The sequence below is a fragment of the Ochrobactrum sp. Q0168 genome (genome assembly GCF_016427605.1).
GTDB lineage: Bacteria > Pseudomonadota > Alphaproteobacteria > Rhizobiales > Rhizobiaceae > Brucella.
On sequence record NZ_JAELXQ010000002.1, the window covers coordinates 504,221 to 517,112 of the forward strand.

A 12,892-nucleotide genomic window follows, 5' to 3' on the forward strand; every position below is an offset into this window, starting at 1 on the left:
CTCCCCCTATTCCCCTCCTGTCATATTCCAGCCGCTTTCTTTGCATTGAAGTTGAGCCAGGGGTGGCGATCGGCCCTTGCTCGTTCAAGTTTTCTTTCAAAACTTCACCGTTTGGTAACCCAGATTAAGGCACTTTAATCGGCAACTGAGCGGGGCGGCGTGTTGAACGGCGGCATCCCGATATTCGAGTTTGAAGCAAACGAAAGAGAATCGGTAAAAGACCATGCTTGGAAAATCGATCGTCGCGGCTTCGGTGTTTACGATTGCAATGGCGGGCTCGGCCCTCGCCCAGACACCGACCCAGATTAAACAGTTCGACGCCTGGGGCGCCTATAGCTACAAGGCGGGCAACGGCAAGGTTTGCTATGTCCTCTCCGTTCCGACTGTGAAGGCGCCCGCCTCGGTCGATCACGGCGACAATTTCTTCCTGATCAGCCAGAAGCCGGGCCAGAACATTTCGTTCGAACCGCAGTTCATGGCCGGTTACGACCTGAACCCCAATGCCAAGGTTACCGTCAGCGTCGGCAGCAACCGCTTCACCATGTTCGTGAACGGTAAGTCGGGCTGGATGGAAAATGCCGCCGAAGAGCCGAAGCTCATCGCCGCCATGAAGTCCGGTCAGGACCTCAAGGTCGAGGCGCAGTCGAAGCGCGGCACCAAGACCAACTACACCTATTCGCTGAAGGGTGTTTCGGCAGCGCTCGCCGCGATCCAGAACTGCAAGTAAGCGACTTTTCGTCGAATACGGACTGTTTTTTCAGAGCCGGAGCTTTTGCTTCGGCTTTTTTCTTTATGGCGGTTCCGGCAATTCTGCATAACAGCCGGGATGATCGAACGGGATGACGGACGCCTTATTCTATGCTAAGAGCGCGCGGAACAAGGCTCGCATATACAGATGACAGAGCCCATATATCCTCGCAATAAGGGCAATCGGGCCCAAATTGATCGGCGCGCGTCATCGCGGTCGCCCCTTAACAGTTGAAAACAGATGTCTATTTCGTTCGATCTTACCATTGATGATACGCGCGACCAGCTTGCCCGCCATGTGCGCGCCAATCTGGACGCAAAGCCGTCGCTCATCGGCATGTCGCGCGAGGAGATGGGCGAAGCGCTGGTCAAGGTCGGTATACCCGAACGGCAAGTGAAGATGCGCATCAGCCAGCTCTGGCATTGGCTCTATGTGCGCGGTGTTTCCGATTTTGCCGATATGCGCAATATCTCCAAGGATCTGCGTGGCCTTCTGGCGCAGCATTTCACCATTGCGCGCCCGGAAGTGGTCGAAGAACAAATTTCCCAGGACGGCACCCGCAAGTGGCTGTTCCGCTTTCCGCCGCGAGGTGCCGGTCGTCCGGTCGAGATCGAAAGCGTCTATATCCCCGAAGAAGGGCGCGGCACGCTCTGCATTTCCTCACAGGTCGGCTGCACGCTCACTTGCTCGTTCTGCCATACCGGCACGCAGAAGCTGGTGCGCAATCTGACGTCGGAAGAAATTCTGGCGCAGCTTCTGACCGCCCGCGACCGGCTCGGCGACTTCCCGGATAAGGACACGCCCGACGGCGCCATGGTGCCCGCCGAAGGCCGCAAGATCACCAATATCGTGATGATGGGCATGGGCGAGCCGCTCTATAATTTCGAGGAAGTGAAGAAGGCCCTGATCATCGCTTCCGATGGCGACGGCCTTTCCCTGTCGAAGAGACGAATCACGCTTTCGACCTCCGGCGTCGTGCCGGAAATCTATCGTACCGGCGATGAGATCGGCGTGATGCTCGCCATTTCGCTGCATGCCGTGCGCGACGAGTTGCGCGACATTCTGGTGCCGATCAACAAGAAATATCCGCTGGAGCAGCTGATCAAGGCCTGCCGCGAATATCCCGGCCTGTCGAATGCCAAGCGCATCACCTTCGAATATGTGATGCTGAAGGACATCAATGACAGTCTGGAAGATGCAAAGCTTCTGGTGAAGCTGTTGCAGGGCATTCCGGCCAAGATCAATCTCATTCCGTTCAACCCGTGGCCCGGCACCAACTACCAGTGCTCGGACTGGGAGCAGATCGAACGTTTTGCCGATTACGTCAATGCAGCCGGTTATGCCTCGCCGATCCGCACCCCGCGCGGTCGCGACATTCTCGCCGCCTGCGGCCAGCTGAAGTCGGAATCCGAACGTATGCGCAAGAGCGAACGCCTTGCGCTGGAAGCCATGATGATCGCCGGACACGGCGAGTAAACTGAACAAGCGAGCGCACGTGAACGATACTTTCGACTACATAATGCGCTTCGTCGTTATTCTTTTTGGCTATTGCTGTGGCTTGCTGGCAACCGGTTGGTTTCTGGCGGCGATCCTGTTTCGCAGCATCGGCGTCGATGCGCTGATGAACGATTTCGTCATGATGGCCGGGGCCAGCAATACGGAAGCCGCCACGCTTTGGGCGACAACCAGCTTCTGGAGCAGCGTCTTCGTCGGTGGTTTCATCGTGGCCATGCTGGCAGGCGGCATCAGCTTCCTGCCTGCGGCGATCGTCATTCTGCTTGCCGAAGCGCGCGGCTATCGCTCGTCGGTGTTTTATTGCGTTGTGGGAGCGGTGATCGGCCTTGGAACCGCTGGAAGCAGCATTCCGTTTCGCGGCTCGGGCGACTGGCCGGACATGCCACTTTGGATCGCAGCCTTTGTCGGCGCGGGCATTGTGGGCGGCTTCATCTACTGGCTTGTTGCAGGCCGCAATGCCGGACGGCTTTCCGACCGCCCGGCAGGGTAAATACTCATTTCGCCTGCGCGGTGATGATTTTCAGGGCGAAAGCGGAAAATACGCCCGCAAACAACCAATCCACGATGCGCGTGACCGTAGGGTTCTTCTTCAGAAGGCCCGCAAACTTGTCGGCTGCGACGACCATCGGGATGGTGAAGGGCAGCGCCAGCGGAATGAAGGAGAGGCCGAGGAAGAACAGCTTGCCCATCGCATGCGGATCATGCGCGGAGACAAACTGCGGCAGGAAGGTCATGTTGAACAGGATGATCTTCGGGTTGAGCAGATTGATGCCAAGCCCGGTCGCCCAGTTCTGAACCAGCGTGTGCTTTTTGCCGCCGTTCTTTTCCGGCGAGAACGCCGAGCCCTTGCGGATTGCCTGCACCGCGAGCCAGACGAGATAGCCAGCACCCACCACCTTCAACACGGTGAAAGCAGCCGGAGAGGCGATAATCAGCGCCGAAAGCCCCAGCGCCACCATGGTAGTGTGGATCACGATGCCGGTGCTTGCGCCCGCCATGCAGGCGAAACCGGCTGCCTTGCCTTCAGACAAGGCGCGCCCGACGAACAGCGTCATATCCGGGCCAGGCGTAATGGAAAGAATGGCGGTTGCAATCGCGAACTGGACGAAAATCGTCCATTCGGGAATGAAGGTCAGGTTTGTCAGGAATGACATGCGCGTAGCTCCGAAAATTCGCGGCAAGCTAACGCGAATTCGGTTTCCCCGCTACTGGATTCTCTCGTCTTTTCGATAAGTCGCAGCCATCCTGCTTGCACGTGGCTTAGCAACTGATAAAAGGACAGCAACATCCAATTCCCAAACCCTGCGGATGCTCTTCCCGAGCGGACAATGGGGCATCCATCGTATCGGAAGTTGACTATGAGCAAGTGGAAAGACGTTAAGAAGGTCGTGCTCGCCTATTCGGGCGGTCTCGACACCTCGATCATCCTGAAATGGCTTCAGACGGAACTCGGCGCGGAAGTTGTGACTTTCACCGCCGATCTGGGTCAGGGCGAAGAACTTGAACCGGCACGCAAGAAAGCGGAAATGCTGGGCATCAAGGAAATCTTCATTGAGGACGTGCGCGAGGAATTCGTGCGCGATTTCGTTTTCCCGATGTTCCGCGCCAATGCCGTCTATGAAGGCGTTTATCTGCTCGGCACGTCGATTGCCCGTCCGCTGATCTCCAAGCACCTCATCGAGATCGCCAAGAAGACCGGCGCCGACGCCATTGCGCATGGCGCAACCGGCAAGGGCAACGATCAGGTTCGCTTCGAGCTTTCCGCTTATGCCCTGAACCCCGACATCAAGATCATCGCTCCATGGCGCGACTGGTCGTTCAAGAGCCGCACGCATCTGCTCGAATTCGCCGAACAGCACCAGATCCCGGTTGCCAAGGACAAAAAGGGTGAAGCGCCGTTCTCCGTTGACGCCAACCTGCTGCATTCCTCGTCCGAGGGCAAGGTTCTGGAAGATCCCGCACAGGAAGCGCCGGAATATGTGCATATGCGCACCATTTCGCCGGAAGCCGCACCCGACAAGACAACGATCATCAAGATCGGCTTTGAAAAGGGCGATGCTGTCTCGATCAATGGCGAGCGTCTTTCGCCTGCGACGCTTCTTGCCAAGCTCAACGAATATGGCCGCGACAACGGCATCGGTCGTCTCGACCTCGTGGAAAACCGCTTCGTCGGCATGAAGTCGCGCGGCGTCTACGAAACGCCGGGCGGCACGATCCTGCTGGCAGCCCACCGCGCAATCGAATCGATCACGCTCGACCGTGGCGCTGCTCACCTCAAGGACGAGCTGATGCCGCGCTATGCGGAGCTGATCTATTACGGCTTCTGGTTCTCGCCGGAGCGCGAAATGCTGCAGGCCGCAATCGATCTCAGCCAGAAGAACGTCGAAGGCGAAGTCACTCTCAAGCTCTACAAGGGCAATGTGATGGTGATTGGCCGCGAGTCGGACAAGTCGCTTTATTCCGACAAGCTGGTGACCTTCGAGGACGATCAGGGCGCTTACGACCAGAAAGATGCAGCGGGCTTCATCAAGCTCAACGCGTTGCGTTTGCGCACGCTGGCTGCCCGTGATCGCAGATAAGCAGACCCACTATTGAGAATATGAAGCGCCCTCCTCATCGGAGGGCGTTTTTCTTTGTCCTGAATTTTTTGTCCATATTTTCTGGGACCGCGAAGAATCCGACGCGCCCACAGGGATCGAACGTTTCCCTGCTTGACTCTTCTCGGAGTCGATTCAATACTAGAACAAATAGAGAACAATAACGGTTTCCGCCTGCGGAACCGCGCCAACAAACACAGACAGATTACAGGATTTTTGACGTGAGCGGCATCGACATCGCGACGTTGCGGCGCATGGTTACCGCCATTGAAGGCAACGACCCGCAAGGAAACTTTGCTGGCGATACAGCTGCCGGTTTCGGGCGTGCAAACAGTTTCGCACTGGGCCATGCGGCGGCGGACGCAGCCTTTCCGCATGGGCTTGCTGGCGATGCCTTGCATGAGGTTTTCGCGGAAAATCCCGGTGCGCATATGGCGGCAACCGGCTTTGCGCTCGCCATGGCATTGCGCGCCACACAAAAGCAGAGACCGATCATCTGGATCGAAGAGGAAACGGCGACAAGCGAATATGGCGGGCTCTATCCCCCGGGACTGCATGCTTTCGGCATCGACCCGCACCGGTTGCTGATCGTGCGCTGTCCGAATGCGCAGGATGTGCTGAAGGCCGCCAATGACGTGCTGGAAGCGGGAACCGGCGGCAAGGCTTCGCATCTCGTCTCCGGCATCGTTGCCTCGATAACCGGCCAGCCGAAATGCCTCGACCTGACAGCCTCGCGCCGTCTGCTGCTGGCAGCGGAGACAGCGCAACTGCCGATCATACTGCTTCGAAGCCATCGCACCGGCGTGCAAAGCGCCGCCGTCAGCCGATGGCGTGTGGCGCCTGCGCCCTCGCGCTCCAGCGGAGCCAATGCGCCCGGAAAACCGGCCTTTCTGGCCGCTCTGGAGCGCAACCGTCATGGCACATGCGGCCAGTGGATCATGGAATGGAACAATGAAACCCTTGAATTTAGCATCAGAGAACGGGAAGGAGGCGTCGGCATCCATGGCGTCCTCCATGGTGTTCATGGCGCTATGGTTTCCGTTTCTACCGACGGACAGGCTGCACCGCGCCGGGCGGTCTGATGCGTCCTTCGGGCAAGCGTCCGACGCGCTGCCGCTTGTCGTGACCGAACGCACGGCCAATGCGCTCCGGCTGACGGCCATCGACGCCAAGGCCGCCAGGCTCGGGCTTTATCCCGGCATGGCGCTGACCGATGCGCGGGCGCGTGTGGAAAGACTTGCTGTGGCCAATGCCGCGCCGGAGCGCGATGCCACCCTGCTCCATGGGCTGGCCCAGTGGTGCGAACGCTATACGCCGCTTGTCGCCTTCGATCCGCCGCACGGGCTGATGCTCGACATTACCGGTTGCGCGCATCTGTTCGGCGGATTGGCCGCCATGCATGCCGATGTGATCCGGCGCATCGAGCGCGCCGGTCTGCACGTGCGGGCAGCCATTGCCGATAACAGCTTTGCGGCGCGACTTCTCGCCCGCGGCACGAGAGGCGGCGTCTTCGACAAGGCGCAGGCCGACGCCGTGTTGCCGCGCCTGCCGCTTTCCGCGCTCGAACTGGCCGATGCGGCTGAGACAGGTCTCAAACGTGCGGGCCTGAAACGGATCGGCGACGTGATGGCGCTGCCGCGTGCCGCACTCACCGCCCGCTTCGGCCCCGATCTCGCCACCCGTCTCGCTCGCCTGACACGGCAGGAGCGCGCGCCGATCTCGCCGCTGCGCATGGTGCCGCTCGCAACGGCTGAACGCCGCCTGTCCGAGCCTGTGACTGCCATGGAACTGGTGGAGCGCATCTTGCAGGAACTGGCGCTGGAGCTGTTCGCCCGGCTTGAGACGGAAGGCAAAGGCGCGCTTTTGATCGAAGCGACCTTCTTCCGGGTCGATGGCGCAATACGCCATATCCGCATTGAAACCGGTCAGCCTCTGCGTGACGACAAGGTTTTTCTGCGCCTTGCGCGCGAAAGGCTCAACGCCCTTACCGATCCGCTGGATGCCGGTTTCGGCTTCGACATGATCAGGCTTGCCGCCTTGCGCAGCGCTGCGGTCACACAACGCCAGACCGGGCTGGACCAGCATGAGGAAGACGATGCCGGTTTCAGCCAGCTGATCGACCGGCTGTCGGCGCGTCTGGGACCTGACCGCGTGCTGGTGCCTTTCGCGCGCGATACGCATATGCCGGAGCGCGCCTTTGGCCTCCGCCCTGCCCTGCATGGCAGCCGCGCAAACCAGACCGGCTATGAAAGCGGCCCGGTTCTGGCTGGCGATCCGCCAGCGCGCCCCATAAAATTGTTTCGCCCGCCGCAGCTGATCGAAAGCGTGGCGGAAGTGCCGGATAGCCCACCCTCATTCTTCCTGTGGCGGCGGGTTCGCCATCATATTCGTCTTGCCGAAGGGCCGGAGCGGATCGAGCCGGAATGGTGGCTTTCCATCGGTCATGACGTACCGGAGTTGCGCGATTATTATCGGGTGGAGGATGTGAACGGCCAGCGTTTCTGGATCTTTCGCGAGGGGCTTTATGACGGCACCAATCATCCGCGCTGGTTTCTGCATGGGTTGTTTGCCTGATGACCCACCCCAAGACCCACATCGAGAAAAACCCCGCTTATTACGAAATGGCTGTCGCCAGCAATTTCTCCTTCCTGTGCGGCGCGTCGCATCCGCAGGAACTGGTGCTGCAAGCCCGCGACCTTGGCCTGTCCGGCATGGGCATTGCCGACCGCAACACGCTGGCCGGTGTGGTGCGGGCGCATGCCGCCTGGAAGGATTTTCGCAAGAAAAGCGACTTCCGGCTTTTCATCGGCTGTCGCCTGTCCTTCATCGACGGCACGCCGGATATGGTCGTCTATCCGCGCGACCGGGCTGCCTATGGGCAATTGTGCCGCCTGCTGACCGAGGGTAAAGGGCGCGCCGCCATCAAGGGCGAATGCCATTTGCTCTGGGCCGATCTGCTGTTTCGCGCCCGACAGTTTCAGATTGCCGTCATGCCCCCGGAGGAGGACGATCCTGACTTTCCGGCCCGCCTGTCGGAAATCGCCACGGCGGCGCAAGGCTGTGTCTGGCTGGCGCTCGCCATGTCGCATCAGGGCCATGACGGACGCCGGGCCGAGCGCATCGCCCGCTTTGCAGCCGACGCCGGTGTGCCGCTTCTCGCCACCAATGATGTGCTCTATCACCACCCCAACCGCCGCGCGCTTCAAGATGTGCTGACGGCGACCCGTCATCACAGCACGGTTTTTGCCGCCGGGCGGCTACTGGAAAAAAATGCCGAGCGCCATCTGAAACCAGCGCAGGAAATGGTCCGGCTTTTCCGCCACTATCCGCAGGCGATTGCCGCGACCGCCGATTTCGTCGCCCCCATCACCTTCCAGCTCGACGAGCTGCAATATGACTATCCCGACGAGCCCGTGCCACCGGGAAAGACGCCGCAACAGCACCTGCATGATCTGGCCTGGGAAGGCGCTGCCCGCCATTACGGCGCCGATAATATACCGCCGAAGGTGCAGGCGCTGATCCACAAGGAACTGGCGCTGATCGAAAAGCTGCAATATGCGGCCTATTTCCTGACCGTCTATGACATTGTGCAATATGCCAAGTCACAAGGCATCTTGTGTCAGGGGCGCGGCTCGGCGGCGAATTCCGTCGTCTGCTTCTGCCTTGGCATAACCGGTGTGGACCCGACTGAAGTGGACCTGCTGTTCGAGCGTTTCATCTCCGCTGAGCGCCAGGAACCGCCGGATATCGACGTCGATTTCGAGCATGAGCGGCGCGAGCAGGTGATGCAATATGTCTATAAGCGCTATACCACCGACCGCGCGGCGATTGTCGCGACCGTCATCAGCTATCGGTCCCGCAGTGCGATCCGCGATGTCGGCAAGGCGCTGGGCCTGACGGAAGATGTGACGGCGGCGCTTGCCAATACGGTCTGGGGCATATCCGGCGGCGGCATCGACAAAGAGCATATTCGTCAAGCGGGCCTCGACCCGGAAAATCCGGTGATCCGGCGCGCCGTGGAACTTGCCATAGAGCTGATCGGCTTTCCCCGCCACCTGTCGCAGCATGTGGGGGGCTTTGTGCTCACACGCGACCGTCTGGACGAGACTGTGCCCATTGGCCCGGCGGCGATGGACAAACGCTATTTCATCGAATGGGACAAGGATGACATTGATGAAGTCGGTCTGATGAAAGTGGATGTGCTGTCGCTCGGCATGCTCACCTGCATCCGCAAGGCTTTCGACCTCATTCACCAGCACAAGCCGCATCTTTATGGCGGTCAAAAGCAGACCCTTGCTACCCTGCCCCGCGAAGACACGGCTGTCTATGACATGCTCTGCAAGGGGGATTCGCTTGGTGTTTTTCAGGTGGAAAGCCGCGCCCAGATGAACATGCTACCGCGTTTGCAACCGAAGGAGTTTTACGATCTCGTCATCCAGGTCGCCATTGTGCGGCCCGGCCCCATTCAGGGCGATATGGTGCACCCCTATCTGAGACGGCGGAACGGACAGGAACCTTGCACCTTGCCGTCGCCAGCCCCGGAACATGGACCGCCGGGCGAGCTGCAACAGATATTGGACAAGACCAAAGGCGTGCCGCTGTTTCAGGAACAGGCGATGCGCATTGCCATTGAGGCGGCGAAATTCACGCCCGACGAAGCCAATCAGCTGCGCCGGGCCATGGCGACTTTCCGCAAGATGGGCACCATCCACACCATGCAGGAAAAGATGATCGACGGCATGGTGAAGCGCGGCTATGACCGGACTTTCGCCGAGAACTGCTTCAACCAGATCAAGGGATTCGGTGAATATGGTTTTCCGGAAAGCCACGCGGCAAGCTTTGCGCATCTGGTCTATATTTCCGCATGGATCAAACACCATCACCCGGAAGTCTTTGCCGCAGCCCTGCTCAATTCACAGCCGATGGGCTTTTATGCGCCAGCGCAGATCGTGCGTGACGCACGTGAGCACGGCGTGACGGTGCTGCCCGTCGATGTGAATTTCAGTGAGTGGGATAATCTTCTGGAAGATATCCCCGGTCCGATGCCCGCTGTGCGGCTGGGCTTCCGCCAGATCGACGGCTTTTCCAAACATGACACAGAGCTGCTGCTTGCCGACCGGCATGAGCCTTATCACACGATTGAGGACATGCATCGCCGCCTGCGCCTCGATCGGCGCGCCTTCACCGCGCTCGCCGATGCCGATGCTTTCGGCTCGCTCGATATCGACCGCCGCGCAGCACTTTGGGCCGTGCGTCGTCTGCCCAATGATGAGACCTTGCCGCTGTTTCGGGCCGCGGCCACCAGCGAACTGGCGGAAGAACCGCGCACGAAGCTGCCCGAAATGGCGGCATCCGAACATGTCATTGCCGATTACGAGACGACCCGGCTTTCGCTGAAAGGGCATCCGCTGCAATATTTGCGCGAGGGGCTTATCGCGGAAGGTGTTTCCACCTGTCGCGCCGTGCAGGAAGGCGCCGATGGTCGCCGTATGAAAGTGGCTGGCGTCGTGACCGTGCGCCAGCGTCCCGGCAGCGCGAAGGGCGTTGTGTTTCTCACCATCGAAGACGAAACCGGCATTGCCAATATCGTCGTCTGGCCGAAGATCATGAAAGCGTTTCGCCGCGAGGTGATGGGCGCGCGGCTGATCCGCATCGAAGGCCGCATCCAGCGCAGTCCGGAGGGCGTGGTGCATCTGGTAGCCGCCAGGATCGAAGACCGCTCCAGCGCGCTGATAGATCTGAGCGGGCGCGAGACGCAACGCCTCGTCGCGCCGTCACAAATGGCGCATCATCCTCGAAATGTGCGGATCATGCCGAAGTCGCGAGACTTCCATTGAACAATTACGCGCTCGGAAGCCCGTTCGCTATTTTGGTTATGACGTGACGAAAATGGTGCAATTCGAGAACCGGAGCGGAGTGTACTTTAGGGTAGATGAGCACCGGAAGCGCAGAACTGCGCCATTTGCAGACCGTCAGAGCCGAAATAGAGCGGGCTTCAGTTCCAGGCGCCGACAAAAAACACCGCACAATAATGCAGCATCGCTCCGACCACGACAAAGCCATGCCAGATGGCGTTCTGAAAACGCAATCGCTGCCAGACGTGAAAGATCACGCCCAGCGAATAAACCATGCCGCCCGCTGCGATCAGCCAGAACACGGTTGGCGGCAGCGATTGCACAATCGTGTCGTAAACCATGATGCCGCTCCATCCGAGCGCCAGATAAAGCAGGATCGACAGCCGGTCGAACCGACCGGGCATGAAAAGCTTCAGCATAATGCCGACAAAAGCCACACCCCACACGAAAAGCAAAAGCGGCACGGCGCGGTCACCCATATGCATGGCGAAGGGCGTGTAGGTTCCGGCAATCAGCAGATAGATGGCCGAATGATCGAACCGGCGCAGGAACCATTTGGTCGGCGAGACCGGCCAGATATTATAGACCGCCGAGATGCCGAGCGCACCGAGAAGACTTGCCAGATAGACGCTGGACGAAATCGACGTCGATGCGGAACTGTTGGGCAAAAAATAGATCAGCATGGCGATTGCACCGGCGAAAGCCAGCGCCACGCCGAGCACATGGATGACGCCATCCGCCCACAGCTCTGCGGTGTCGTAATGCCATTTGATGGTTTCTGGCAGTTTCATAATCTTCGCCCTGTCCGATCTTCAGACAGCAAACTGCCATTGCTTTGCAGCGTCAAGATGACAGATAGTAGATATCGGGAATTTAACCGGCGACGGAACGCCGCCGGTAAAAGCCTATTGGGCAGGCGTGTAGGAGGCCTGGATCGGCGCCACACCCGGCAGCGGCGCCGAAGAACCGCTTGGCAGGGAAACCGGCTCGATGGCCGCTGCGGCATCGCGCGTCGGGCCGGTGCGGAAACCGCCATCCATGCCGGTTTCTTCCAGCAGCCCCTTGCGCTTGGCATCGTAATAATAGCCGCGTGCATAGTAACGCACAGCCTGGCTTTCATTGCCGCCAGCAACCTTATACGCGCCCGACAGATAGCGAACGGCATATTTCAGGTTGGTTTCGGCATCGAGCAAACCTTTCGGCGCGCCCTTATAGCCCATGCCGCGCGCTGTCGGATGGCTGATCTGCATCAGACCCCAATAGGGGCCGTTGCGCGCACCGGGATTGAAGCGGCTTTCGCGATGCACGACCCGGCGCACCAGACGCTCAGGCACATCGTAAGCGACGGAATATTTGGCAATCAGCGCGTCGATATCTTTCGGCGCGTGCTCCGGGGTCTCGAAAGCCATATTGGCCGCGACCGAGGCAGGCGAAGCGGCAGCGCGTGCGCCGGCATAGGCCATCATCGGCTGCGAAACGCCGCGTTCGCCCGGGATGGGAACGACAGCTGGCAGAACAGGTTCGCCCGAAGCAACAGCTTCCGCACCCACTGCTGGCACACCGGGAACGAGCGTGCCGTTCGTCGTGGTGGCAGCGGCAATAGCGGCAGCGCCGCCCGTTGCAGCCGGACCGGCGGCCATAGCCGTTGCAGTCGTGCCAACAGCGGCATCAGCGACCGGTGCGGCGGCAGCAGCCCCCGCAGCTGCAGTGGCGGCGGCAGGCGTACCAGCCACGGCAACAGCCTGCGGCGCGTTTGCGCCGACAGCGGCGCCCGCTGCGCTCGTCTGCGGTGCGGTATCGCTCGAGGAAATCAGAGCCGTTTTGACCGGCTTGCCATCATTGGTGGTGTTGCAAGCGCTCAGCGCCACGGCGCAGCCCAAAAGCAGGACGCCCTTGCGGGCAAGGGAAGCGGATGCAGAAGAAAAAAGCGCGAAACGCATGGCTGGACCCGTTCTCAGGAATCGAAATCTTTTTCGATGCGTTTTTCAAGCTCGACCAGATCATCAGGCAGCGGCAAACCGCTCGCCCGGAGCGCATTCAGCTTTTCGCGAACCGTTTCGCGGATTTCATGGGCGTCCTGCGGCTGATTCACCATTTGCTCAAACAGCAGCGCAATTTCCGCCTTGATGTCCTCGAATGCCATCCAGATCCTCTTGGCTTAACGGCCTCCATGAAGC

Annotated in this window: 11 protein-coding genes; 7 read left to right on the forward strand and 4 right to left on the reverse strand. The window is 59.8% G+C overall.

Going from position 1 to position 12,892, the window contains the following annotated elements; translation table 11 throughout:
• The first annotated feature begins 223 nt into the window (after nucleotides 1-223).
• The 3 genes from JAU75_RS06645 (at nucleotide 224) to JAU75_RS06655 (ending at nucleotide 2,753) form a co-directional block, all read left to right on the forward strand.
• Entirely contained in the window at nucleotides 224-727 is a 504-nt protein-coding gene (locus JAU75_RS06645) for an invasion associated locus B family protein (RefSeq protein WP_113533733.1), read from the forward strand.
• 261 nt (nucleotides 728-988) lie between these two features.
• Nucleotides 989-2,224 (forward strand): 23S rRNA (adenine(2503)-C(2))-methyltransferase RlmN, encoded by a 1,236-nt coding sequence (gene rlmN / locus JAU75_RS06650; RefSeq protein ID WP_199055668.1) that lies wholly within the window; start codon nucleotides 989-991, stop codon nucleotides 2,222-2,224.
• A gap of 19 nt (nucleotides 2,225-2,243) precedes the next feature.
• A complete protein-coding gene (locus JAU75_RS06655; protein WP_199055671.1) occupies nucleotides 2,244-2,753 on the forward strand; it encodes a hypothetical protein in 510 nt (169 codons plus the stop codon).
• Nucleotides 2,754-2,757: 4 nt separating this feature from the next.
• Here the strand turns inward: JAU75_RS06655 and JAU75_RS06660 are convergent, their stop codons facing one another.
• Nucleotides 2,758-3,417 (reverse strand): LysE family translocator, encoded by a 660-nt coding sequence (locus JAU75_RS06660; RefSeq protein ID WP_199055673.1) that lies wholly within the window; start codon nucleotides 3,415-3,417, stop codon nucleotides 2,758-2,760.
• 204 nt (nucleotides 3,418-3,621) lie between these two features.
• Between JAU75_RS06660 and JAU75_RS06665 the strand changes: the two genes are divergently transcribed.
• From JAU75_RS06665 to JAU75_RS06680, 4 genes are all read left to right on the forward strand, one after another.
• A complete protein-coding gene (locus tag JAU75_RS06665) occupies nucleotides 3,622-4,842 on the forward strand; it encodes an argininosuccinate synthase (protein ID WP_199055675.1) in 1,221 nt (406 codons plus the stop codon).
• Between the two features lie 239 nt (nucleotides 4,843-5,081).
• Nucleotides 5,082-5,942 carry a hypothetical protein gene (locus JAU75_RS24045; RefSeq protein ID WP_199055676.1) on the forward strand — a complete coding sequence of 287 codons (861 nt, stop codon included), beginning with the start codon at nucleotides 5,082-5,084 and terminating at the stop codon, nucleotides 5,940-5,942.
• Between the two features lie 40 nt (nucleotides 5,943-5,982).
• Nucleotides 5,983-7,434: a DNA polymerase Y family protein gene (locus JAU75_RS06675; RefSeq protein WP_199056021.1), complete on the forward strand. Its 1,452-nt coding sequence runs from the start codon at nucleotides 5,983-5,985 to the stop codon at nucleotides 7,432-7,434.
• Nucleotides 7,434-10,697, forward strand: coding sequence for an error-prone DNA polymerase (locus JAU75_RS06680; RefSeq protein WP_199055677.1), 3,264 nt, complete (start codon nucleotides 7,434-7,436; stop codon nucleotides 10,695-10,697). The genes JAU75_RS06675 and JAU75_RS06680 overlap by 1 nt, the downstream gene beginning before the upstream one ends.
• 158 nt (nucleotides 10,698-10,855) lie before the next feature.
• Here JAU75_RS06680 and JAU75_RS06685 read toward each other — a convergent pair whose 3' ends face one another.
• The 3 genes from JAU75_RS06685 to JAU75_RS06695 form a co-directional block, all read right to left on the reverse strand.
• Complete coding sequence (locus tag JAU75_RS06685; RefSeq protein ID WP_199055678.1) at nucleotides 10,856-11,506, reverse strand: hemolysin III family protein; 651 nt, start codon at nucleotides 11,504-11,506, stop codon at nucleotides 10,856-10,858.
• Between the two features lie 114 nt (nucleotides 11,507-11,620).
• Nucleotides 11,621-12,655 (reverse strand): lytic transglycosylase domain-containing protein, encoded by a 1,035-nt coding sequence (locus JAU75_RS06690; RefSeq protein WP_199055679.1) that lies wholly within the window; start codon nucleotides 12,653-12,655, stop codon nucleotides 11,621-11,623.
• A gap of 14 nt (nucleotides 12,656-12,669) precedes the next feature.
• Nucleotides 12,670-12,858 (reverse strand): hypothetical protein, encoded by a 189-nt coding sequence (locus JAU75_RS06695; protein ID WP_199055680.1) that lies wholly within the window; start codon nucleotides 12,856-12,858, stop codon nucleotides 12,670-12,672.
• Nucleotides 12,859-12,892 lie beyond the last annotated feature (34 nt).